The organism is Pyxidicoccus sp. M15 (assembly GCF_056858435.1).
Genome location: NZ_CM166495.1, coordinates 8027110 through 8052265 on the forward strand (window position 1 = coordinate 8027110; position 25156 = coordinate 8052265).

At 71.1% G+C, this 25156-nt stretch carries 9 protein-coding genes; 8 read left to right on the top strand and 1 reads right to left on the bottom strand.

Annotation, left to right across the window (positions count from 1 at the left end):
* Positions 1 to 9 precede the first annotated feature (9 nt).
* Positions 10 to 16464, bottom strand: a complete 16455-nt coding sequence (locus ACX9TP_RS29535; RefSeq protein ID WP_482973974.1) for a CARDB domain-containing protein — start codon at positions 16462 to 16464, stop codon at positions 10 to 12.
* Between the two features lie 503 nt (positions 16465 to 16967).
* Between ACX9TP_RS29535 and ACX9TP_RS29540 the strand changes: the two genes are divergently transcribed.
* The 8 genes from ACX9TP_RS29540 to ACX9TP_RS29575 are packed head-to-tail and all read left to right on the top strand — an operon-like array spanning position 16968 to position 25149.
* Complete coding sequence (locus ACX9TP_RS29540) at positions 16968 to 17561, top strand: Pvc16 family protein (protein ID WP_267861579.1); 594 nt, start codon at positions 16968 to 16970, stop codon at positions 17559 to 17561.
* Entirely contained in the window at positions 17558 to 18466 is a 909-nt protein-coding gene (locus ACX9TP_RS29545; RefSeq protein WP_482973975.1) for a hypothetical protein, read from the top strand. The genes ACX9TP_RS29540 and ACX9TP_RS29545 overlap by 4 nt, the downstream gene beginning before the upstream one ends.
* A gap of 9 nt (positions 18467 to 18475) precedes the next feature.
* On the top strand, positions 18476 to 20449 hold the full coding sequence (locus tag ACX9TP_RS29550) for a phage tail sheath family protein (protein WP_482973976.1): 1974 nt from the start codon (positions 18476 to 18478) through the stop codon (positions 20447 to 20449).
* An 18-nt stretch (positions 20450 to 20467) separates the two neighbouring features.
* A complete protein-coding gene (locus ACX9TP_RS29555; RefSeq protein ID WP_482973977.1) occupies positions 20468 to 20920 on the top strand; it encodes a phage tail protein in 453 nt (150 codons plus the stop codon).
* A gap of 1 nt (position 20921) precedes the next feature.
* The gene (locus ACX9TP_RS29560; protein WP_482973978.1) at positions 20922 to 23714 is read left to right on the top strand and encodes a hypothetical protein; all 2793 of its coding nucleotides are present in this window, start codon (positions 20922 to 20924) and stop codon (positions 23712 to 23714) included.
* Between the two features lie 3 nt (positions 23715 to 23717).
* Positions 23718 to 24206: a phage tail protein gene (locus ACX9TP_RS29565; RefSeq protein ID WP_482973979.1), complete on the top strand. Its 489-nt coding sequence runs from the start codon at positions 23718 to 23720 to the stop codon at positions 24204 to 24206.
* 3 nt (positions 24207 to 24209) lie between these two features.
* Positions 24210 to 24962 carry a CIS tube protein gene (locus ACX9TP_RS29570; RefSeq protein ID WP_482973980.1) on the top strand — a complete coding sequence of 251 codons (753 nt, stop codon included), beginning with the start codon at positions 24210 to 24212 and terminating at the stop codon, positions 24960 to 24962.
* A 13-nt stretch (positions 24963 to 24975) separates the two neighbouring features.
* On the top strand, positions 24976 to 25149 hold the full coding sequence (locus ACX9TP_RS29575; protein WP_482973981.1) for a hypothetical protein: 174 nt from the start codon (positions 24976 to 24978) through the stop codon (positions 25147 to 25149).
* Positions 25150 to 25156 lie beyond the last annotated feature (7 nt).

Below are 25156 nucleotides of genomic sequence, written 5' to 3' on the forward strand. Positions count from 1 at the left end.
GTGTCGTGGCTACTCGCAGTAGAGAGGAGGCGGAGAGACCTGGGGGCCGGGCTTCAACACCACCCGCTGCGTGCCCCCGAGCTCCACCGACTTGGCGAACAGAGCGCCGTAAATCGTCGTGCCGCCAGACAGCTTCAGGTCCGCCTCCGGCACGTACATCATGAGGGAGGCGTCCGCGGCGTTCTCCAGCCGCGCAATCTCTCCCTCGAACTTGTGGGCACCCGACACGACCACCATGGGGTGGGCCGCGCTGGGGCTCGCGCCGAGCGTGGAGCCGTCTTCCACCACCACGTCCCTGTCCACGAAGAGCAGCACGCGCGCACCGGACTCGGCCGAAAGCGTCGCGCCGCCGGTGAGGTGGAGGCTTTCCACGTGGTAGCGGCCCGAGGGCAGCACGACGTGGTGACCGTTCAGCTCGAGCGCGCCGCCCACCCACCAGGTGCCGCTGCCGGGCAGCGAGGCCAGACGTGTGTTGTCATTCGTAGCGCTCGCCAGTGCCAGGTTCGCGTAGACGTCGTAGCCGCAGTCGCACGGGGTGGGAACGGGGGTGACCTGATGGGCGCTTCCCAGCACGGTGGCGTAGTCGCCAATGCCGTAGATGATGCCGTAGTACATCGAGCCCGCCAGCGTGGCGTTCTCCACCACGGCGGTGGTGTCGGAGCTGACGATGTCTCCCGATACGACGGCGAAATTGCCGACGTACGCGAGCGAACCCGCCGCGATGGAGGCCTTGTCGCCCGGTGAGGGGCCCACCACCTGCGCGGTGCCGTACACCAGGGTGTCCTGGATGGAGCACACCGCGTAACGGAAGGGCGGCATCAGCGGGTCGCCGGTGACGATGGTGAAGGACACCACCTCGACGCGCGTGTTCCCTGCCTTGTCGGAGACGCTCACGCGCAGCTCATGCGAGCCTTCCTCGTCCACGGTGGCCCCGCTGGAGAAGGCCGCGCCGTCCAGGGTGGCCTGGAGGGTGTCGGCCGCCAGGTGGAGGTCCGTGGCCGCGAAGTGGATGGTGAACGAGCCACCCGCCGCCCCGTTGGACACGCCCGTCACCTGGATGTCAGGCGGCGTCTTGTCGAGGGTGAAGGTGAGGCTCGCTTCTGTCTCGTGACCGGCGACGTCCCGGGCCCGCGCGAGCAGCGTGTAGTCCGCCTCGGCGGAGACGATGGTGCCGGAGGTGAAGGGCTGCCCGTTCAGCGTCACCGTGGGCGCGGCGGTTTCCAGGTGAAGGTCCGTCACGGCCACCGTGGGCGTCACGTCCTGATTGACGAAGGCCCCGTCCGCCACGCCGCCGAGCACGATGCGCGGCGACAGGGTGTCGACGGTGAAGCGCTTCACCACCGGGTCCGTGTTGCCCGCCTTGTCGGTGGCCACCACGTGCAGCTCGTAGACGCCGTCCGTCGTCACGGAGGTCCCCGAGGCGAAGGGCTGGCCATTCAGCGTGGCCGTCACCGTGGAGAGGTGCAGGTCCTGCGCCGAGAACACCGGCACCACCGGCCCGTGCACCGGCACCTCGCCAGGCACCCCGGTCACCGTCAGCACGGGCGGCTGCGTGTCCCGGATGACCGTGACACTCACCGGGTTGTCGAGCGAGGCCAGGACGCGACCGTCGTTGCCCGCGAGGTCCGCCGCGCTGAACACCAGGGTGTGGGGCCCCTCCGTCGTGAGCGCCACGCTGGCGCCCCAGACGCCGTCCAGCGCGTTGCCGGATACGGGGGCCGCGGCGACCGTCGCCGCTCCGTCCACGTCCACCCGGAGCGCGGCCACGCCCGAGGCGTCGTCGAAGGCACGCACCCGGGCACTCACCACGTCCCGGACGAACATGCCCTCGGTGAGGTTGACGAGCGCCAGCCGCGGAGCCCGCCCGTCCGTCACCTGGAAGTTGAGGCGGGCCAGGACTTCAGGCGCTCCGGCCGGACGCTCCACCAGCAGCGTCAGACCATGGCTGCCCGCCGGCCAGCCCTCGGTGGAGAAGGCGTGCTGCCGCGTCCACGGCGTCCCCTGCGCGAGCGCGGAGAGAGGCCAGGTGGCCGCGGTGACGTGCGTGCCGTCGGGACGCGTGAGCACCAGGCTCACCACGGCTTCGGGTTCCGGCGCCGTGCCGCGGTTCTCCAGCAGGACCTCGGCCGTCATCGGCTGTCCCGCCCGGACGACGGGCGGCGTGCCCGTCGTCCCGGAGAGGGACACGAGGCCTGAGAGCACCGGCCGTCCCTCCACGGAGAACAGGGCCTGCGCTTCGGCCAACACCTGGGTGCCCAGCTTCACCTCGCCCGTCACCTGGTACTGGCCCGGTATGAGCGCAGCCGTTTCGAACGCGGTGAGCTGCGTCTCGCGCCGTCCCGCCAGCAGCATGGGCAGCGGCATGCTCCGCGAGGCGACGACGACGCCCCCCGCATTCCGCAGCGTCACGACGCTCTCGGCGCCTTCCAGGAAGCTGTTGCGCGAGGTGCTCGTCACCACCGTGCTCACCTCGGCCAGCTCGCCCAGGAGATAGCGCGCGCGCGACGTGCTCACGGCAATGGTGGCGGTGCGCTCGGGCAGGACGGAGAGGGGCGCCTGGCCCATCACCCCCGCCGCCCCATCCCGCCACAACGTGGCGCGGACCTCGTAGGTGCCCGCCAGCAGCGTCCCCACGGAGACCGTACGGGTGAAGCTTCGCTCCTCACCACTGGGAAGCGGCGTGAGGAACTCGGCGGAGCCCAGGGGGAGGACGACGCTACCGTCCGCCCCCACCAGGTCCACGTGCACCTCGCCGAAGAGCGGAGCGCCAGGGTTGGCCACCGTTACCGTCGCGGTGCGCTGGCCATTCACTGGCACTGAGGACGCGTCGAGTGCCACCGACACAAGCGGCTGCGTGCTCGCCGCGACGGTGAAGGACTTGAGCAGCTCGTTGTTTGCGCGCTCGAGCTCCACCACCTCATGCGCCGGGTCCACCACGACGCTCAGTTGCTGGGGCCCCGACAGGCCGCTCACGTCGATGGGGACGAGGAGCAAGGCCGAAGCCCCGGGGGCCAAGGCCTGCCCCAGCCGGACGACAGGGGCCGGCCGCAGAGCGCCGTTCTCCGTCACCACCGTCACCGCCACCTGGGGAGCGCTCGCCGCCGCCGTGCCGGTATTGGACACGGTGATGACCGCGTGGGTGGCGTCTGTCGCCATGGGCAGGCCGGGCTGGAGGATGGCGGACACGGAGAGGTCCGCCACGGAAGTCGGCTCGAACCGCACTTCGATGGGGAGCGAGGAGTCGCTCTTGCCTCCCGAGGCGTCCTCGGCCACGGCGGTGAAGAAGTTGTCGCCCGGCGCGAGCTCGACTCCGGAGAAGGTGAAGCTCCCCGCCAGCTCCACGGTCGACACCCAGGAACCGGTGGCGCTGGCGTACGAGAGCAGCCGGCCACTCGCCCCGCTCAGCAGGCGCTCCCCCAGGTAGCCCAGGCTCTCCCTGATGCCTTTGGAGACCTCGTAGCGGTATGCATAGCCACTCTGCGTGTAGAGGATGAAGTCGCCGTCGGAGGTGTACACCGGCGACTCCGGGTAGGACGCACCGGGCAACTGCCGCCCCGACGTGCTCCCACCCCACATGTGCACGAGGTACAGCGCCGTCTGGGAGCTGCCGGAACCAACGCGGGAGACGAGGGCCATCTCGTTGCCAGAGGGCGCGAGGGCCAGCGGCAGTCGAATCTCCAAGGAGGTGAAGAGGTCGACGTGGGTGTCGCCCTGCGTGTCGAAGCGACGCAGACGGTACAGCCCGCCGCCGTCCACGAGGATGGCGACGAGGTGCCGTCCATCCTTGAGCCACATCGGTGCCCGGGCATTCATGCCCGAATCCTGGGGCAGTGTCTGCTCCACGCCCGTGGCCACTTCCACCACCCGGAGGGTGTCGATGCCGGCGGTGTCGCGGTACTGCACCGCCACCCGGGACGCGTCAGGTGCCCAGGAGGGCGCGAGCTCCTGCCCCGTGGGTGCCGCAAGCAGCGGCTGAATGGCACCGCTGGCGACGTCCATGAGGTAGACGTGGGTCTTCCCCGAGGAGGTGCCTTCGGCGGCCAGCCGCGTGCCATCCGGTGAGAAGATGGGCGTGCCCTGGAAGCTCACGCCCGCGAGCTCCGCCTGCACCACCGTCTGCGTCGCCAGGTCCTCCACGGCCAGGCCTCGCGCCGAGGTGGCGCCCTGGTAGACGTAGGCCACCTTCCGGCCGTCGGGAGAGATGGACGGGACGGCCCGGCGCGGCAGCTTCAGATACACACGCTCGGACTGGACCGCGAGGGGCCCGGACCGCGTGCTGTCCACCCAGCGCCCATTGCGGTACAGGTCCACGCGAGCCAGCGGCTCCGTGGTGCCCGCCACCTCCGTGACGAAGTCGGAGAGGACGATGGGGGTGCCCGGCACCGTGGGATAGGTCAGCCGTGGCGCCGCGGGCGCCTGCGTGTCGCCCGGGACGCCCGAGGCCACGGCGGACGGTGGGCTGGCGTTGCCCGCCCCATCCACCGCGAGCACCCGGTAGTAGTACCGCGTGCCATCCACCAGGCGCCGGTCCGTGAAGGTCGTGCCGGGGGTGGCCCCCGTCACCGTGACGGACGTGAACGGCCCCTGCTCCGCCGGAGCGCGTTCCACGAGGAAGCCCGCCGCGCCTCCCGCGGAGTGCGTCCACGTCAACACCAGCGTCCCTCCGGACGGGGGCGCGGACACCACGAGCCCCTCGGGCGGCGCCAGCGCCGGCACGTCCACCGTGGCAATCACCGCGTTGGAGGGCGTCCCCTGGAAGCCGCCCTGGTTCACCGCCACCACGGTGTACGTGTACGTGCCGTTGCGAACTCCCGGGTCGGTGTACGCCCGCGCGGCCTGCGCCACGCTTCCCACCTTCACGGCGGCGGAGGAACCCGAGGCCCGCCACACCTCGAACCGCGCGACGTCCGCGGTGTCACCGGAGACGGTGAAGGCCAGGGCCACGTCCAGGCCCGACACCTCGGCCGGCAGCAGCGTCACGACGGCGGAGGGCGGCGCCACCCGGGTGATTGTCACCGGATACGACGCCATGCTCCTGTTGCCCGCGGCGTCCAGCGCCACGGCGGAGACTTCGTTGTCCCCGAGGACCAGCGGCACTTCCGCCTCGAACGCTCCATCGGCGTCCGCCTGGGCCTGGGCGACGAGAGTCCCCACGCGCAGGAGCTCGACAGTGGCGCCCGCGGGCACGCCGGAGCCGGCCAGCCGCAGGGTCGGAGTCCCGACCAGCGACTCGTCCGGCCAATACAAGTCCGGACGGTACACGCGGGCCTGGGCCGTGGCTTCCGCCCGCTGCCCCCAGGTCCCCATCGCCACCACCTGGTAGTCGTGGAAGCCCTCGGGGAGGTCGACCTCGGACAGTGAGGTGGAGGTCGTCATCCGCGCGAGGGTCAGCGACACGTCCCTCAGCCACACTCCACTGGTGGAGCCCTCGAGGAACTGAAGGCGCACGCCCTCGACGCCCCACACCCGGGGCAGGGTGACCGAAGTGCCCCAGGAAGTCTGGACCAGCTTGCGCACGGGGATCCATGTCCCCTGCACCTTCACGGACACCTGCACCGTGGAGTTGTACTGCACATCGGCGTGGAGCGACTCCAGGGGGACTGGCGTGTTGAACGCCATCTCCCAGGTCTGGGGCAGCCCCGGGCCAGACTCCCAGACGGTGTTGCTGTCATCGTCGTACCCCTGGTCCGGCGTGTTGCCATTGGCGCTGCTGCTGGCCGAGGCCACGGCAGCGGGGCGCTGCGGCGCGGGCAGCACCGAGGTGCCTCCGCGCCGCACGTCGAAGCCCAGCAGGTGCGCCTGCGGATTGCTGTCCGCCCAGGAGAGCGCCACCGCGCTTCCATTCACGAGCGTGGTGACCGCGGGCGGCACCAGGTCGGGCGCCACGGAGACGATGCGGGTGTCCGGCGCCGTGTCCACGTTCCCGCGGGTGTCGGTGGCCACGGCGCGCAGTTCCAGCACCGGCGAGGCGAACTGCGCGGGGTCCAGCGCCGAGGCGTACGGCGCGCTCGTCGCCGCGGGCCCGAGGGGCAGGAAGCCCCCCTGCCCGATGGCGCGTGCCTCGAACTGGACCTGGGCCACATCCTGGTCCGGGGCGTCGGCGGACAGCGTCACCGGCCCCGTCAGGCGGGCGAACTGGAGGGGCGTGACGAGCACCGCCTTCGGCGCCCGCGTCTCCACGATGGCGGTCTTCACCTGGGAGGGAGCGCTCAGGTTGCCGGCCCCATCCACAGCATAGAGCTGGTACGCCAGGGTCCCATCCGGCAGGCCCGTGTCGAGGTACTGCGTCGTCCCGGCGGGGAGCAGGTAGTCCAGGAAGTTGCCCGGCGAGGCACCGGCGGGCGCGTTGGCCGGAGCGCCATCGGCCAGCAGCAGGTAGCCCGCCAGGTCCGTATCGGAATTGGCCGACCAGCGCACGTCCACCGTGGAGCCGCTGGCTGTCGCGGAGACCAGCACCGGCGCGGCTGGCGGTGTGTTGTCCACCTGCACCACCACGCGGGTCTCGGCCACGTTGCCAGAGGCGTCCTCCGCCTCCAGCCGCAGCGTCTGCTGCGAGCCCTGCGGCGCCGTGCTCGTGTCCCATGTGCCCAGCACATCGCCCTGCGTGGGAGCCGTGCCGCGCGACAGCAGGGAGAATGAGGAGGGAAGCGCCCCCGCACCCACGGAGAGGCGGTACTCGCGGAAGTCCTCCCGGCCGAACGCCTTGCCCTTCACCTGCACCTGACCGGAGACCACCGCCCCGCTCACGGGCGAGTCGAGGGAGACCTCGGGCGGCTCCAGGTCCACCGTGGCTTCCGGAGAGGGAGGGCTCTGCAGCTGCGCCCTGTCCACCGCCACCACCGCGTAGCGGTACACGGAGGCCGCCAGACCGTCATCCAGGAACGTCGTGCCTGTCACAAGGCCCGTGCCCATGGGCGCCAGAGGCCCTGCGCCGAGCGCCCGCAGCACCCGGTAGCCCACCACGTCCGCGTCGCCGCTGGCCGTCCACGTCAGCGTGACGCCATCAGGCCGGCGCAGCTGGGCCACGAGGCCGGTGGGCGCGGAGGGCGGCGCGGCGTCCACGAAGAAGCCCGCCACGTCCACCTGCTCGTTGCCGGCCTGGTCCTTCGCCGTCAGTCGCAGCGTGTAGTCGCCATCCACAGGGGTCGACGCGAGGGTGGCCAGGGTGCCCGCGACCACTTGCGACGTCCCCTTCATCAGCGTCACGAACCGGGCGGCCGTCTGGGGCGGGCCATCGGACAGCTCCAGGCGGTACTCCGCGAAACGGTCATCCGTGGCCGTGCCCGTCACCGTGCCCGCCACCGGCAGCACACCGTCCCGCGGCGAGGCGATGTGGGCCTCGGGGGGCGTGCTGTCGAGGGTGAGGGCGATGCGGCTCTCGGAGGTGTTGCCCGCCCGGTCCTCCGCGCTCAGCCGGAGGGTGACGTCCCCATCGTCTTCCTGGGCCGCGTCCCAGCGCAGGACGATGCCGTCGCCAGGAAGCTCCGGCCAGGAGGCCAGCAGCTCCGGCGCCGCGCCCTCTCCGCGCAGCAGCTCCAGGGTGATGCGCCGCGGGTGCGGCTCCTCCAGCGTGGCGGTGACAGGCACCAGGCCCTTGAGGCCGGTAAGGGCCGCTCCGTCCAGCGGCGCGGCGAAGGCGACCCTGGGCGACGTCGTGTCCACCGAGAACGGGATGACCTGCTCGCGGGCGTTGCCCGCCCCGTCCGTGGCGATGACCGTCACCGTGTGCGCGCCCTCCTCCATGGCCCCGAGCGAGGCGAGCTTCCCGTCCACCGGAGCCGCCCCGGACGCGAGGACGCTTGTGGTGCCGGCGGGAGTCGTATGCCGCAGCGTCCACGTCTCCAGATGGTCGTCGCCGATGCGGCCCACGACGTCCCCGTTCGCGCGGACGAAGGCCCCTGACAGCGGCGCGCTGACGGCCACCTCCGGCAACTCCCTGTCGAGCGTGAGGGAGGCCTCGGCCTCTTCCGTCGTCGTCCCGGCGGTGGACACCACGCGCACGCGGTACGTGGCGTCCACGAGCGGCTGCAGGAGCCCCACGTCCAGCGGCGCGGTGTGCTCACCCACGCCCAGCGACGTGGAGGCAAGGGGGACGCCCACCACCTGTCCCCCGGCATCCATCAACTCCACGCGCACCGAGCCCGCGGTCAGCAGGCGGAAGCGCGCCTCCGTGGCGTCGTGGATGCCATCTCCGTTCGGCGACAGCAGGCTTCGCGCGAGCGAGAACCCGCCCAGCACGCCCCGGGCCGCCACGTCCACCGTCAGCAGGGCCGTGGCGGTGTGTCCCGCCGTGTCCCGCACCACCAGCCTCAGGGTGTGCGGCCCCGGTGACAGCCGCGCGGTGTCCACCGTGCCCAGCACGCCCGTGACCGGGGCGGACGCGGCCTGCACCTGCGTGAAGCTGACAGGCTGCGTCCCCTCCCCCACCGAGAGCTGGTAGTCGAGGAAGTTGGTGTCGCGGGCCTCGCCGCGCACCGTCACGGTGCCCTGGACAGTGCCGCCAGACGGCGAGTCGATGCGCGCCACTGGCGCCTGGGCGTCCACCCGCACCCGCGTGGTCCGGCTGACCTCCGTGTCACACACGTTCTTCGCCGTCAGGCGGAGCACGTAATCCCCATCCGCCAGGGCGCTGCCCGCCGGGCCCAGCCCGTCCCAGGTGATGGTGTTGGCACCCGCCACGAGGGAGCCCTGGTAGAGCATTCCCAGGGAAGGGCCCTCGACATTGCCAGACAGCGGCGCCAGCGTGAGCGTCGCCGTCGCATCTTCCGACAGCGAGGCGTGCAGCGTGGTGCCGCCCTGGTCCGGCGCGACGAGGTCCGCCGCCGCCGAGAAGTGGGAGATGTCCACGCCCGCCATGTAGCGGAAGGTGGTGATGGGCGAGCAGTAGCTCCCACCGCTCGCATCCCAGGCGCTGAGCCGCATCTCGTAGTCGCCCGAGGTCAGGCGGCTGGCATCCACCTGCGCGAGCAGGCCCGTTACCGTGCGCGCCTGCGCGGTGGCGTAGAACGTGCTCGTCTGCTGCTCCAGGGGCTGGCCCGCCTCCCCCAGGAGGACCGCGTAGCCCTCGAGGAGGTTGTCCGAGACGGTGCCTCGCACCTCGAGGGACGTGCGCACGCGTCCCTGGGCGTCCCGGGTGCTCACCGGGCACACCACCCCCTGCGAGGCCGGGACCTGGATGAGGGTGGTGGGGGCCTGGCGGTCCACCGCCGCCGTGACGGCATCCAGCATGTCCGTCGCGGTCATGCCCAGGCTGTCCGTGGCCTGAGCGGACACGAGGTAGCGGCCGGCGGGAAGGCCCGCGGACGAGAAGGTGCCATTCGTCTCGACGCGGGTTCCCGGGGTGAAGGGCTCCAGCATCACCGGCGTCACCGAGGAGGAGGCATGAGGCCGCACCCAGGCGGCCAGCTCTCTCACCTGGGCCCCGGCTTCCGCCGTCGCGCTGATGGCCACGGAGAAGGTGGCCTCCTGCGGCGTACAGGCGGGCGCCCGGCCTTCCACGCGCGCCACGGACTCCACCTTCACCCGGGTGCAGGGCATCTTGAATCCGGCGGACGCCGCGCAGGTGCTGGCCGCGTACGCTTGCGAGTCCACGGGCGGGCTGCCGTCGGCGAAGCGCGTCACCACCCGCACCTTCTGCTCGCTGCAGGCCCACGAGGCATCCGCCGTCGCGTTCAGGGCAGGGGCCGTCCCATTGAAGGCGCCCAGGGTGCCCACGCGGCTCCACGTCGCCGCGCCGCCGCCCTTGACGAAGACCTCCATGGAGGAGACGGGCCTGCGGAAGGTCTCGGCGAGTCTCAGCGTCGCCCCGGCGCCCGTCACCGTGGAGCCCGTGAGGAAGGCCCCGCAGAGGTTGACGTCCACGCCCGTATCCAGCTTCTGCCCCAGGATGGTGCGGCCCCGGAAGGTCGCGCGGTAGTTGCAGCCCGTGAGGCTGGAGGTATCGAGGCTGGCCTCCAGCGTCGCCGTCCCATCCGGCTGCACCTGGAGCGTCGCCGCCTCGAGCGGGTAGGTCCGCTCCGGCTGCTGGGCCGAGGGGGCGATGAAGTCCACCGCGGCCCCCGGCTCGAGGGCGAAGGCGGCGCTCGGCAACACCTTGAGCACCATCTTGGAGGACTCGCCACTTCCCGACGGAGCCGTGCACAGCGTCAGCTCCGAGAGCCGCGCCTCGAACGACACCTTCGCGCGGAACTCCTGCCCGTCCGCGGCGGTGGCGACGACCTCCACGTCGTAGGCCCCGGGGGGAATGGCGCGAGCGTCCCAGAGCACCACGGCCTCTCCCATCGCGTTGACGTTCTGCGTGTCGAGGACGGTCTGCCCCGTCCCCCGTCGCGTGTACTGGACCGCGAAGCTGACGAGCGGCGCGTCCGACGAGTGATCGAGGGCGAAGGCGTAGTGCTGGGGTTCGAAGGCGAAGACGCGCGGATTTCCGAAGGCATCCACGAGCGAGGTCAGGTTGTCGATGCGCGGCACCTGACGGCCGTCGAGCATGAGGTAGCCATGCTCGGGGCCCACCCGCGAGGCCTCGCCCAGGGCCGTGACGAACATGCGCTCGGGGGCGGCCAGCGGGGAGGTCGCCTGCGCGTTGCCGGCCCTGTCCCAGGCCCTCAGCCGCAGCGCCCGTCCGAGCAGCGAGTGCAACCGCAGGGGGTGCGCCAGCACCTTCGCCTCCGCCTGCACGGCCTCGCCTTCCATCACCGTGGCGTAGTCGTTCACGCTCGACGGCGCCCGCTGCTCCAGCGCCCACCCGACCAGGTTGGCGTCCTGGGCCCGCCAGCTCGTGTCTACATAGACGGCGGGCACCGACACCGGGAAGCCCTCCGGATGGACCATGGCCGACGTGAAGGAACGGCTGAACAGGGCATCCACCGACGGGTCCTGGTCGGGAGGAAGCGTCTTCGAGAACTTCAGCGTCAGCGCGGGCGGGGTGGCATCCACGACGAAGCGCAGCGAGGCACCTTCCGTCCGGGCCGTGTAGACGCCGTCAGGGACTGGCACACCCTGGTCGTCCCTGCCATCCCAGGTGAAGGTCTGATCACCCGCCTGCGGGTGGGTCACCGAGACGTGGCGAACGACGGTGCCTGCCGTGGAGACGAACTCGAACTGCGTCGTCAGCGGCAAGGTGTTGGTGTAGCGCAGCTCCGAAACGTCCTGCACCCCGTCGCCGTTGGGCGAGAGGAACTCGGGCTCGCGCCAGAGGTTCGCCAGCGACGGCGTGCTGCTCCACGACGCCATCGTCCGGCGGAAGCGCACGTTGCCCGCCTTGTCCTTCGCCGTGAGGGTGACCTCGTACATGCCCGGTGCGGAGGGAGCCCACTCCGCCAGCGTCCCGTTCACCACCGGCCGGTCGCCGCGGGCGATGACGGTCGGCGTCCCCGAGGGCAGCGAGCGGACGGAGATGGCATAGGACTCGAAGTTCTTGTCCGTCGCCGTCCCGTGCAGGGTGAGGAAGGGCGCACCCGCCTTGCGCGTGGCCATCAGGCGCAGCCCCAGGTTCTCCAGCGAGGAGACCGCGCGGAGGCCGCCGGGATTCAGCTGCACTTCGAGGAAGCCACCTCGGGGGGAAATCTGCATGCGCTCCACCCCTGCCCCGATGGGCGCGGTGTAGAACGGGTGTCCCTCGCCGCCCTCCAGCGGCACCGACCAGATCTCCCAGGGGAGCCCCGCGTTCGAGCCCTGGCTGTAGGTGAAGTAGAGCGACTGCTGGAGCGCATCCAGGGACAGGGAATAGATCTGCCGGGTGAAGATGCGCCGGTCCCAGTCTTCAAGCGGAAGCTTGAAGACAGTTCGCCGGGCCCCTGTCAGCGGGGTGATGGCGAAGAGCTCATCACCCGAGCCGGAGATGATCTCGGAGCCCGGCGACCAGAGGTGCCGCCTGCCGTACGTCGCTATGTCTACCTCATAATAGAAGGGAAAGTTGAGCGGCCCCACCTGTTGGGGTGTCCCGCCTTCAATCCCCACGGTGAAGACTCCCTGTCTGCGATAGGTGTAGGGATAGAAGAAGTTGTCATTCAGGTAGAACGAAACCATCTGCCCGTCGGGTGAGAATGCACCTTCCCGCAGGTTTTCGTCACGGTTGAACACCCCCGGCCCCTTCAGGGTCCTCCGGTTGGCACCGCTCCTGTCGACGACCTCCAGGGTGATGCCGTAGGCATTGCTGGCACTGACCCAAGAGCTGAAGAGCACCTGTTGGCTGTCAGGGCTGAAGGCTGGGTAGAGATCCGACACATCCCTCTTGAGCTCGGTATGGGCAAGGGTCCGCACCTCCTGCGTGACAAGGTCATACAGGCCAAGGTGACCGCAGCTCTGGATTGAAAAGCCGCAGTGGGTGTAACGCATATAGATGGGGAAGACGAGCGTCTTCCCATCTGGAGACAAGGAGACGTCGTAGATGCGCCGGATGTCGCAATCCCACTCGGGCTGCAGGCGCTTCGGATTCCCACCCTCGATGGGCTGGAAATAGATGCTGCACATCTGGACCGAGCCAGACTGGCGCTGGCCGACGAAATACGCCCCTGAATCATCGGACGCCAACGCCAGACGCCCCCGCCGCGTCACCCCCGAGCTGGCCGGCGGCTCCAGCGACTCCTCGAGCAACCACTGCGGCCCGGGTGCCTCTTCCATGCGGGAGCGGTTGTTGTCGACGACGGCCACCAACGTCCCGATGTCTGTCTTTGCTCCGGACGTGCTCGCATGGACCGCCAGTTGGTACGCCCCGTCCCCCGCCAGGCGCCCCTGCGCGTCCCGCCCGTCCCAGGTGACACTGCCCGACGTCGTGGACTCGGCCGTCAGCGTCCGGATGAGCGTCCCCGCAGCGTTCCGGACCTCCACGTCCACCGCGGAGGCCGACGCCAGCCGGTAGCTCACCTCGGTGGCGTCCTTCACCCCGTCCCCATTGGGGGAGAAGAAGGGCTGGGAGAGGGCAAGCGCAGAGTCCTGCACCCGGACCTTCCGCTCCGCGCGGTTGTTGTCGTACCGGCTCTCGGTGACGGCGTGCGACGCGTTGACCACCGCGACCAGGCGCTGCTCCCCGGTGAGCCCCGCGGTGCTCCACGGGATGAGGGCCTCCGCGCGCTCCCCCGCCGGCACCAGCGTCAGGGTCTGGCTGCCGAGGAGCATGCCGCTCCCCGGCTCCCCCAGGTACAGCTCCACCACCGCGCCCAGCGCATCCTGCCCACCGCTGTTGAGCACGGACACCGTCACCGGCACGTCCATGCCCGCGCGAGGGAAGGCCGGCTCCGGCTGGAGGTCCGCGCTGGCCACCACCAGGTCCGCCAGGGACACCGGCTGGAAGGACACCACCGCGAGGTTGTCCGTCTCGTCGATTTCCTGGACCTGCTGTTCCGTGTCCAGTTCCACCCGGACGCTCGTCTGGGTCGCGCCTTCCACGGTGAAAGGCGCGGACACCGTGGTGCTTCCCCCCGCGGCCACCGACGTCACCTCCCGGTGGGCGAACACCACGTCGGTGCCTCCCGCGGTCACCAGGTGGAAGTCCACGAAGAAGGGCCCCGCGGCCGAGGCACCACCATTGCGCACCACCACGGAGGCAGTGGCCTGCGCGCCCTGTAGCGGCCGCTGCGGCGACAGGGCGAGCCCCCCCGCCGGGATGTCGAGGTTGGCCAGCGTGGACGGCTCGACGGTGAAGCCCGCGGTCGCGGTGTTGTCCGCCGAGTTGCCGTCCGCCGGAACAGGCTGTCCCGAGAAGGCAGACACCTTCGCGACGAGGCTGCCCGCGACGTTGGCGCGCCACGGCACGTCGCGCTGCACGGAGCCTCCCGCCGGGACGGTGAAGGACTGAGACGGCAGCGTGGCGAGCGTCGCGCCGCCGGAGGATTCGATGGTGATGTGCGCCGTCGTCCCGGCCGCGTCCACCGTGCCGGCATTCACCACGCGGAAGGACACCGTCACGTCCTGCCCCTGCTGCGTCTGGGAGGGAGTGACAGTCAGGTTGGCCACGCCCACGTCGATGGCGGGCGTGACAGGCACCTGCACCGCGCCCGTGTTGTTCCCCTCGTTCGCCTCCGCGACCAGGTTGCCCGGGTCCACGACCAGCGAGACGGACACCGCGGCTGGAGCGCTGGTGACATTGCCAGTCAGCGTGACAGGGATTGAGGTGCGCCCGGCCAGGGACACCGTCGTCGTCGCCACGGGGACGCCCTGGACGCGCAGGGACACCTGCACCAGGCCCGCGTCCGTCAGGCCCAGGTTGGCCAGGGTGGCACTCGCCGTCAGCGTGGCCGGCAGGTGGCCGATGCTCCCCGGCGTCGTGGTGAGGCTGCCCGCGGCCACCGTCAGGTCCGGCAGGGCCGGCGGCGGCTCGACCGTCAGCGGCACCGCCACCCGGTTGTCATCCTCCCGGGTCTCATCGACGACCTGGGGCGCGTCGACCACGACGAAGACCTGGGTGGTCCCCGCGTGCCCCGTGGTGTCGAGGGAGAGCACCACGGTGGCCGTGGCCCCCGCGTCGATGCCCGAGACTGTCTGGGCCGCCCCCAGCGGCGTGCCATTCGCGTCGAAGGCGCGCACCTGCACGCCCTCCGCCCTGCCGCCTCCGAAGTTGTGCACGGACACCGTCGCGAGGACGCCCTCGCCCTCCACCACCGTCGACACGGAGAGCGCGACGTCCAGGGGGGCCAGCGACAGGTTGGGCGTCAGCGCCAGCCGCACCGCCTGGATGGCCCAGGCCGTGGCATGGACGGAGGACTCCCAGCTGCCGTCATCCCGCTGCTGCGCCAGGAGCGCGCCGGCCGTCGCGGCCTGCTCCGCCGAAGACAGATACGACCAGGCCCTCAGGGCCAGGAGCGCCTGGGCCGTGGCGGCCGCGGAGGGGCGCTCGTCACCATAGAGATGGCCCGCGTGGCGGCGGCTCACCAGGAAGGACCAGGCCTTCCCGGCTGCGGCGTAGGAGGCCGGCGTCCTCGGAAGCCGCGCCAGCAGGTTCATGACAAGGGCCGTCGACTCGACATACCCGGGCCCGCCCGGCAGCAGCGGCCAGCTTCCGTCCGCGGACTGCCGAGCCAGCAGGAAGTCCGTCAGCGCCTGCAGCCGGGCGCCCGTCGCGCCCGCGGCGTCCAGGGCGCGGGCCGCCAGCACGGTGTCGATGAGGGTGGGCGTGTAGCCCCGCGACAGCCCCACGCCTCCGTTCGTCCACGCGCTGAGCTGCCCCTCGAGAGTGGACAGCGCCCCCTGGATGGACTGCGGGGACTGCCGGGCCGCCACGAGCCCGAGCACCCGGCGCGAGGCCTCATCCACGCCCACGCCCGCGGTCGCCGCGAGGAAGTCCCCACCCCGCCCGGACGCGGCTGTCACGTCCGGCGCGAGGCCGCTGACCGCCAGCGCCTCCAGCGCCACCTGCGTCTCCCGCCAGCGCGTTCCCCCGCCGTCCGCCCAGAAGCCCTCCGGCGTCTGCCGTGCCAGCAGGTAGGCGAGCCCTTGCGCGAGGTCGGGCTCCTCGGCACCCGGCGACGGGGGCAGCTCCACCAGCTCCGTCTCGAGCAGGCCGCGCCCCCGGGTGAGGAAGAAGAAGCTGTTGCCGAGCGAGCGGCGCAGGGCATCCACGAAGGCCACCTGTGCCGGCGTCGCCTCCTGCCCCGGCGGCGTCAGGATGATGAACGCCGCGCGGAAGGACTTCTGGGATTGCGCCATGGCCGGCACGCGCGCGCCCTCGGCCGCCACCACGTCCGCGATGGAGAGGGTCCGCGCGGTGGCGTCGATGCGGGTGCCGTCCGCCGGGGGGAGGTCCACCGCCTGGTACGGCACCTGGGGCCCGGGAGTGAGCAGGGTCAGCGGGCCCACCTCGTCCGGGCCCAGCAGGCCCATGAGGTACAGGTCCAGGCTCGAATAGCGAAGCCGCGAGTGCGCCGAGGAGAAGGTGCCCGCCGCGAACTGCGTCCAATCACTGCCATAGAGAACAGAGGCGTCCGAGTCGAGGAAGAAGCTCCAGTGGGCGCCATCGCGGCCCACCAGGTCTGTCTTTCGCGCCTTCGTCACCGGGTCGAGATAGGCAACCCGTCCGCTCCACTGATGGGCGACCTCATGGGCCACGATGGCCGCGGCCGACTCCACGGTGGTGCCCTGCGTGTCCGGGCTCAGGGCGCGAACGTCCACGAAGCCCTTCAGCCGCGCGGCACTGCCGTACTGCACGCCCAGGTCATTGGCCGGAAAGCCAATTCCCTGGATGGTGTTGCGAACGAGGTGGTGGAGCCCCGCGGCCGCTTCCTGGCCCAGGTCCACGTTGAACGTGGGCAGGACCACCAGGAAGTCATATGCATCACCGTGCGTCTCGTAGAACTTCTTCGCCACGCGGGTCCGTGCCGCGGGGTCCGTTCCGTAGGGCGTGCCGTCATGCTGGAGGACGGTGACGTGTTCGGCGCCCAAGGCACTCGTGGGCAGGGCCACCCCCACCGCGAGCAAAAGCCCCAGCAATCCCGTCAGGGACAGACCTACATCAGCCCAGGTCCGACGCATCCGCTTTCTCCCGCCGACCACGCACCACGCACCGAGCGGGTCCGTGCACCAATGAATGTCAGTCACCCAACAGAACGATGGGGTGGAGCCTCTACACGTCTTGTCGGCAGCGCGTCAAACGTTGCGGACGGCAATTTCCTACAAAGGCAGACACGACAGCTCCGTTGCCTTCCACGGGCCCGGACTGCGCAGGAAAACTTGGATACCCAGGACGTGAGGCGAAGCCAGTGAGGGGGACGCGGCGGGCCCGGTACGCGGGCGGGTGGAGGTTTTCGTCCACCCTCCTTACGTAGTGATCTCCCGGGGTTGGTCGTGGGGGTGGATGTTTCCCTCTCGCTTCCCCCGCTCCGCGCTCCCGGCCGCTCCCTTCAAGTGTGCGGGATCACTCCGATCCGCATCCCCCCGAGCGCGGGCACGCGCGTTGCTGTCCGCGCTCCGACGGTTCCGCCGCACCAAGGGGGTGTGCGTGGACAAGGGCTCGGCCTGGCTCGGGGGAGTGTCGGTTGGCGACGTACGCGGCGATTTCGGCGGTGGGCCAGGGGGTGCTTGCCCTGCTGGAGCAGTCCTGCCCCAAGCCGGAGTTCGAGGGCGCGAAGTTCCGCCTCTACCAGGCCTCCGACTTCAAGGCCCCCATGGACGAGGGCGTCTCCCTCTTCCTCTACCGGGTCATGCCCAGCACCGTGCGCCGCAACCTCCCCGGCCGCGTGGACTCGCAGGGCCGCCGCACCCGCAGGCCCCTGCCGCTGGACCTCTATTACCTCCTCACGCCGTGGGCGAAGACGGCCGTGAAGCAGCACCGGCTGCTGGGCTGGGCCATGCGCCAGCTCGAGGACACGCCCACCCTCACCGCCAGCTTCCTCAACCACTACGGCACGCCCGAGACGGACACCTTCCTCCCCGAGGAGACGGTGACGCTCGTCTACGACCCGCTGTCCATCCAGGACATGCTCAACATCTGGAAGCCGGGCGAGCCCAACATCCAGGTCTCCGCCACGTACATCGCGCGCATGGTGGGAATCGAATCCGCCATCGCCGACGAAGAGGCCGGCCCCGTGCAGACGCGCGTCCTCGCGCCGGGGAGGTTGACCGAGCGATGAGGCCGCCCATCCATGTCATGGAGCGGCTGTCGCGCATCGCCCCGCTGGGCGTGCGCTTCCACGACGAGGCCACCGGCGCCCTCGTCGGTGACGGACTTCAAGTCTCCGCCTTCCCTGAAGGCCTGCCCGCCGCGCGCAAGCCCTCCGTCGTCAACCGCTCCGGCGTCCACGTCCTCATGGACCTGCCCGGCCTGAGGCATCTGGAGTACGGCGACGGCGACGCGGGCACCGACGCCTGGTGGGCCGCCCTCCCCGCCCGAAAGCCTTACATCGTCGAGGTCCAGGACACGCTGGGGCGCTTCCTCCCCTGCGCCTTCCGCGCGGAGTTGCCCCACCGCGGCCTCTTCGCGCCGGACTGCATCACCTCGCCGCTGTCCCCGCTGTCGCCGCTGTCCCCGGGGGACGGCCCCTCCGTGCCGCTGTTCTCCGCGCCCGCGCGCCGGGCCGCCGTGCCGCTGGCCGTGCTGCGCGCCGAGCTGTGGGACATCCAGGCGCGCATCCCCGCGGCGTGGGCCTACGTGGAGGCCACCATCACCGGAGGCGCCACCGTGCGTGGCGTGGCGGACGAAGGCGGCCGGCTCGCCCTCTTCTTCCAGTACCCGGAGCCCGTGGACTTCGCGCCGGGCTCGGCGATGGACGCGTCCAGCCTTCCCGCGGGCCCGCCCCTGCTGGAGCAGTCGTGGGCGCTGCAGGTGCGCGTCCACTACGCCCGCCACACGCCCGTGCCCGAGCTGCCGGACGTGTGCCTCACGCTGTCCCAGCCCCCGGTGGGGGTGTGGGCCGACACGGGCAGCCCGCTGGAGCTGCTCGAGCCAACGCTGCGCTACGGCCAGGAGCTCGTCCTGCGGACCCAGGACGCACCGGGCTCTCGACTGTGGATCACCCCCACGGGTCCAACTCCCTAGGAAAGACCGATGCCCGAATATCTTGCCCCTGGCGTATTCATCGAAGAGACCAGCTTCCGCGCCAAGTCCATCGAGGGCGTGAGCACCACCACCACGGGCTTCATCGGACCGACACGGTACGGCCCGGTGGACCTGGAGCCGGAGCTCATCACCAGCGTGGTGGAGTTCGAGCGCATCTACGGCAACCGCCGTCAGCTGGCCTTCAAGACGGCCGGCGCGCTCCACAACTACACCTGGCACGCCGTGCGCGCCTTCTTCGAGGAAGGCGGCAAGCGCCTCTACGTGAGCCGCGTGTACCGCAAGCCGGATGGCAGCGGCGGCTCGGCCTACACGGGCATCGACCCCAGCATCGACCTGGGCAACGGCACCTCGGTGGCCAGCGAGTACAGGGACGGCCACGCCCGCACCCTCCTCAACCTCACCGCCACGGACCTGCAGAAGACGCTGGCGCTGACGGCGCGCTACCCGGGCTCGGCCGGCAACCTGCGCGTGCGCTTCACGCTGCGGGTGGGACAGAACGTCCTCTCCTTCGATGCCGGCACCCCGCGCGTGGGCGCGCTGCTGGAGCGCGACGTGGTGATGATTCGCGACATCCGCTCGCCCATCGTCGCGCCCACGGGCACCGGCTCGCTGTACCTGGCCGAGTGGGACGAGGACGCGCAGGACTGGAAGTTCACCCAGGGCCCGTCCACCTCCATCTTCCTCAACACCATCACCGAGAGCGACGGCTACGACATCCGCGTCGTCACCGCGGCGGTGACGGTGATTCCCACCGACGACCCGGCCTCCGCGCAGACGTGGGACGGGCTGGCGTTGGACCCGAAGCACTCGCGCGCCGGAGCGGAGGACTCGGTGTCCGCGCGCTTCGGCTACGACGCGGCGGACACGGCGAAGAACCGAGACGTCCCCGTCATCATCTCCGTGCAGGAAATCACCGACGGCCTGGGCGTGGCGCAGGCCTTCCTGGACGCCAGCCTCAACAGCCCGGCCATGAGCCCGCCGCTGGACGAGGCGCTGGAGAACACGGACTCGCCCGAGTCGCAGCGCTCGCTGGAGGTGCTGCTCAAGGGCGGCAGTGACGGCGAGCGGCCCACCTCGGACGACTACAAGGGCCAGCAGATCGTCAACACCACCCGCAAGACGGGCCTGGTGCAGTTCGAGGACCTGGAGGACATCTCCATCGTCGCCGCGCCGGGCTCCACCTACGGGTACGAGAACGGCTACGCGAACGACTCCGCCAGCATCATCAACCTGCTCATCTCCCACGCGCAGCGGATGAAGTACCGCATCGCGGTGCTGGACAGCGGCAACGGTCAGACGCTGTCGCAGGTGCGCGCGCTGCGCGCCAAAATCGACTCCAGCCACGCGGCGCTCTACTACCCGTGGGTGAAGGTGCTGGACCCCGTCACGCGCCAGCCCATCTTCCTGCCGCCCAGCGGCTTCGTGGCCGGCATCTACGCGCGCAACGACGTCAACCGCGCCGTCTACAAGGCCCCCGCCAACGAGGTGGTGAACCTGGCGCTGGGCTTCGAGTCCAACCTGAGCAAGGCGCAGCAAGAGGTGCTCAACCCCGAGGGCATCAACGCCTTCCGCTTCTTCGAGGGCCGCGGCAACCGGCTGTGGGGCGCGCGCACCACGTCGTCGGACCCCGAGTGGAAGTACGTCAACCTGCGCCGCTACTTCGCCTACCTGGAGCGCTCCATCGACAAGGGCACCCAGTGGGCGGTGTTCGAGCCGAACGGCGAGCAGCTGTGGGCGAACGTCCGGCGGACGATTGAGGACTTCATGCTCAACGAGTGGCAGTCGGGTGCGCTGCTCGGAGACAAGCCGGACAAGGCGTACTTCGTGAAGTGCGACCGCAGCACCATGAGCCAGAACGACCTGGATAACGGCCGTCTGGTCTGCCTCATCGGCGTGGCGCCCATCCGCCCGGCCGAGTTCGTCATCTTCCGCATCGGCCAGTGGACCGGCGACCGGAAGTAACCCTCCTGGAGACCAACCATGGCCGTCTTTCGTGATCGCCCCTATGTGCAGTTCAACTTCCTGGTCGACCTGGGCACCGGCACCACCGATGGGCCGGACGCGGGCTTCCAGGAAATCTCCAACGTGGGCATGGAGGTCACCGTCGCGGAGTACCGCAACGGCAACGAGAAGGAGAACAGCGTCCGCAAGATTACGGGCCTGAACAAGGCCACGGACGTCACCATGAAGCGCGGGGTGATTGGCTCGCTCAGCCTCTACAGGTGGCTGGACCAGTTGCGCAACGGCGACTCCAACGCGCTGCGCACCGTCACCATCCAGCTCCAGAACGAGGACCACACCGCGGTGGTGCAGACGTGGAAGCTCTTGCGCGCCCGCATCATCAAGCACGTGTCCGGCCCCTTCAACGCGAAGGGCACGGACGTGGCGATTGAAGAGCTGACCATCGCCTACGAGCGGCTGGAGATGGAGTGACGTGAGCCGCCCCGCCGCCAGACGCCTTCCCGGCCTCCGCTTCGAGATACAGGCTCCGCCCGCGGCGGACGCACTGCCTCGGATGGACGTGGCCGCCTTCGTCGGCTTCGCGGCCTCCGGCCCGCTGCACGCGCCGGTGGCGGTGGAGGACGTGGCGGACTTCACGGCGGTGTTTGGCGCGGCGCCCCTGCTGGCCTGGGACACCGAGCGGGGCGAGCCCGTGTACGCGCAGCTCGAGTCCGCGGTGCGGGCCTTCTTCCGCAACGGCGGCCGGCGCTGCTGGGTGGTGCGCGTGGCCGGGCCCCAGGCGCGCACCAACACCTTCCCCGTGCCGGGACTGCTGCGGTGCTCGGAGGGCGGCGCGATGACGCCGGCGCTCGCCCGCGCCCGCTCCGAGGGGAGCTGGTCCGACGCGGCGACGGTGGCGGCGTCCCTCCACCGCGAGCCGGTGGAGCTGCTGGACTGGGACAGCGTGGCGGGCGCGGGGGCCGAGCTGCTGGTGACGGCGCCCGGCGGCGTGGCCGTGGGTGACTTGCTGCGGGTGAGCTTCGACGGCACCGGCTGCACGCTGCTGGCACCGGTGGAGTCGGTGGAGCCCGTGGCGCAGGAGTCGGCGCTGACGTGGTCCGGCCCGGTGTCCCGGCGGGTGACGGCGCGGGTGCGCGCGCCTCGCGCGGTGTGGCAGCAGACGGACGTGGTGCCCGTGGACACCACGCCCTTCGTGTCGTGGCTGCGCGGCGAGGGCGACGAGGTGTCGCTGGACGTCTCCGCGCTGGAGGACCCGGGGCCCACGGTGTCTCCGCGCGTGCTCACGCTGACGTTGGACCTGGCCCCGGAAGCGGCGCCGCCGCCGGGCACGCTGCTGCGAATCGTGGACGGCGCCACCGGTGAGCACTGGATGCCGGTGGACACCGTGCAGCTGGGCCAGGTGGCGGGCGGCGGGGTGCAGGTGTCCGGCGTGGCGACGCGGGTGGTGACGTCCGTGCCGGTGGACGTGAGCTCCGCGCCCGCCTGGTGCGAGCGGCTGACGCTCAGCCTGTGGACGCGGCGGGGCGAGGAGCAGCCCGCGCAGCTGGAGCGGCTCGGCTTCTGCCCCGCGCACCCGCGCCACTGGGCCGCGCTGCCTGGCGACGCGGAGCGCGCCCGGCACGAGGACGCCGACACGCTGCCCTCGCGCCTCCCCGAGGAGCGACTGCCGCAGGACTGGCGCCAGGGCGTGCCCACCGAGCGCTTCCCGCTGGCGGGCCCCGGCCCCATGGGCGAGGCCTTCTCCCTGCCCCTGGGCCTGACGGACCAGCCCACCGCCTACGTGGGCTGCACGCCCCCGGCCGGGGACTCGCTGGAGCGCGACGGGCTGGCGACGTTCGGCGCGGACCTCTTCCTGGACGCGGACGTGAAGACGCTAGGCACGGAGGCGCTGCTCGCGCAGGCGGACTTCCTGCGCTACCAGAGCAGCCAGCCCCGGACGCTCAAGGGCATCCACGCGGTGCTGGACCGGCTGGACGCCTCGCTCGTCTGCGTGCCGGACGCGGGGCACCGGCCGTGGGTGCTCGCCGGCCGCCCGGACGCGCCTCCGCCCGAGCCGGGTGAGCCGCTGCCGGAGCCGGCGTGGGGCTCGTTCCTGGACTGCGCCTTCCAGCCGCCGCCTCCGCCCGAGCCGCTGGTGGCACAGCCGGACGAGCCGGACGCAGGACAGGCCTTCACCCTGGACTGGGCCCAGGTGCCCGGCGCGGACGTCGTCTACGTGCTGGAGGAGGCCACCCTCCCCGACTTCAGCGACGCCGCGGAGCTGTACCGGGGGCCGCTGACCACGCGCACGCTGTACGGGCGCACGTCCGGTACGCGCTACTACCGGGTGCGCGCGGAGCGCGGCGGCGTCACCGGCCCCTGGGCGCCGGGCGTGGCCGTCACCGTGGCGCCCCAGTCGAAGTGGCAGCTGGTGCCGGTGTCCCAGTACGACGTGGGGCCGCTGTTGGCCGTGCAGCGCGCGCTGATGCGGATGGCGTGCGCACGCGGGGACCTGCTGGCCGTGCTGTCCCTGCCCGAGCACTACCGGGAAGAGGAGGCCATGGGCCACGCGGCCACGCTCCAGTCCCCGCTGGGCGCGGAGGAGGACGGCGTGCCGCCCATCGGCTTCGCCGAGCAGAACACCCTGTCCTACGGCGCGCTCTATCACCCGTGGACCTTCGTCTCCGAGGAGGGCCGGCCGGGCGCGCCCCGGCGCATGACTCCGGACGGCACCGCGTGCGGCGTGCTGGCACGGCGGGCGGTGGAGCGCGGGGCGTGGGTGGCCCCCGCCAACGAGCGGTGGGAGGGCGTGGTGGCGTTGAACCCGGCCCTGAGCCGCGAGCGGTGGCTGGACCTCCAGGAGGCGCAGGTGAACGTGGTGCGCCAGGAGCCCCGGGCCTTCCTTACGCTGTCCGCGGACACGCTGGCCACGGACCCGGACCTGCGCCCCATCCACGTGCGGCGCCTGCTGTCGCTCCTGCGCCGGGCGGCGCTGCAGCTGGGCGCCACCTACGTCTTCGAGCCCAACGACGCCAGCTTCCGCCGCCGCGTGCAGCGCGGCTTCGAGACGCTGCTGGGCAGCCTCTTCACGCGCGGCGCCTTCGCGGGGAAGACGCCCGAGAGCGCCTTCCAGGTGGTGACGGGCGACGCGCTCAACACCCCCACCCAGGCGGAGCAGGGGCGCTTCTTCGTGGACCTGAAGGTGGCGCCGTCGCAGCCGCTCACCTTCCTCAACGTGCGACTCGTGCAGAGCGGCGAGCGCGGCACCGTCACGGAGGCGCGCTAGCGCATGGCCACCCCCACGGACGAGACGGTCATCGCCCCGTTCACCGCGTTCGCCTTCGCGGTGGAAATCGACATCCCCGGCGTCAGCCCCAAGGCCTGCAGCGCGGCCTTCTCCGAGTGCGACGGCCTGGAGCTGACCATGGACGTGAAGACCATCCGCGAGGGTGGCAACAACGGCCGTCAAATCCGGCTCACCGGCGCGTTCAGCTACGGCCAGCTCACGCTCAAGCGCGGCATGACGGCCAACGACGAGCTGTGGAGGTGGTTCGAGGCGATGCGCACGCGGCCCCGGCTGCGCGCCAGCGCGGAGGTGGTGGTGTTCGCCCCCGGCCCCCAGCAGAAGGAGCGCGCGCGCTTCGTCCTCACCCGCTGCCTGCCCGTGAAGCTCAAGGCGCCGCCGCTCAACGCCAAGGACGGCATGGTGGCGATTGAAGAGCTCCAGATTGCCTACGAGTCGCTCACCCGCAAGGCCGTGTCCGAGGGAGGCGCCTAGCCCATGGCCAACGACGCTCCGAAGCTGGCGAAGGCGAAGCTTCTCCAGCTCGACGACAAGTTCAAGGACCCCATCGACGAGAAGGAGACGTCGGTGGAGGTGCAGTTCAATCCGGAGACGCTGAAAGTCACGTACGCCAACCAGGTGCAGCAGCCGCAGGGCGGTGGTGACCAGCGCGGCACGGCGGCGCAGCAGTTCGTGGGCACCGGCTCCACCAAGCTGGCCGTGCAGCTCTGGTTCGACGTGACGGGACAGCCGGAAGGCCCGGGCGAGCCCGAGGGCGTGGACGACGTCCGCAAGCTCACGGAGAAGGTGACGTTCTTCATCACCCCGAAGAAGAAGTCGGAGACGGAGTACATCCCGCCCGCGGTGCGCTTCCAGTGGGGCAGCTTCCGGTTCGACGGAATCATGGAGGGGATGGAGGAGTCCCTGGAGCTGTTCTCCGAGGACGGCGTGCCGCTGCGCGCCAGCGTCTCCTTCACGCTGACGCAGCAGAAAATCGGGACGCTGCGCTTCGAGGACCCGGACAAGAAGCCCGCGGGCGCGAAGACGACGCCCAGCGGCAAGCCCGCGGGCACCGCGCCGATGACGTCCGCGCCGTCGGGCTCGACGATGCAGGGCATGGCGGCGGGCCAGGGCAAGGGAGGCAGCTGGCAGTCCATCGCCTCGGCGAACGGAATCGAGAACCCGCGAATGCTGGCGCCCGGCCAGCTCGTGGACCTGCAGGCGGGGCTCAACGTCGGTGTGAAGCGGTAGCGGGGGCAGGCACATGGCCGTGGTCATCAACGAGATGGAAGTCGTCAGCGAGCCGCCACCGTCCGCGTCGTCGGGCGGTGCGAAGGGCGGCGAGTCGTCCACCGGCTCCGAGGTGCAGAAGAACCACGACCTGGAGCGGGGCCTGAAGCGTCACCAGGAGCGGATGGAGCGCGTGCGCGCGCACTGAGCTGGAA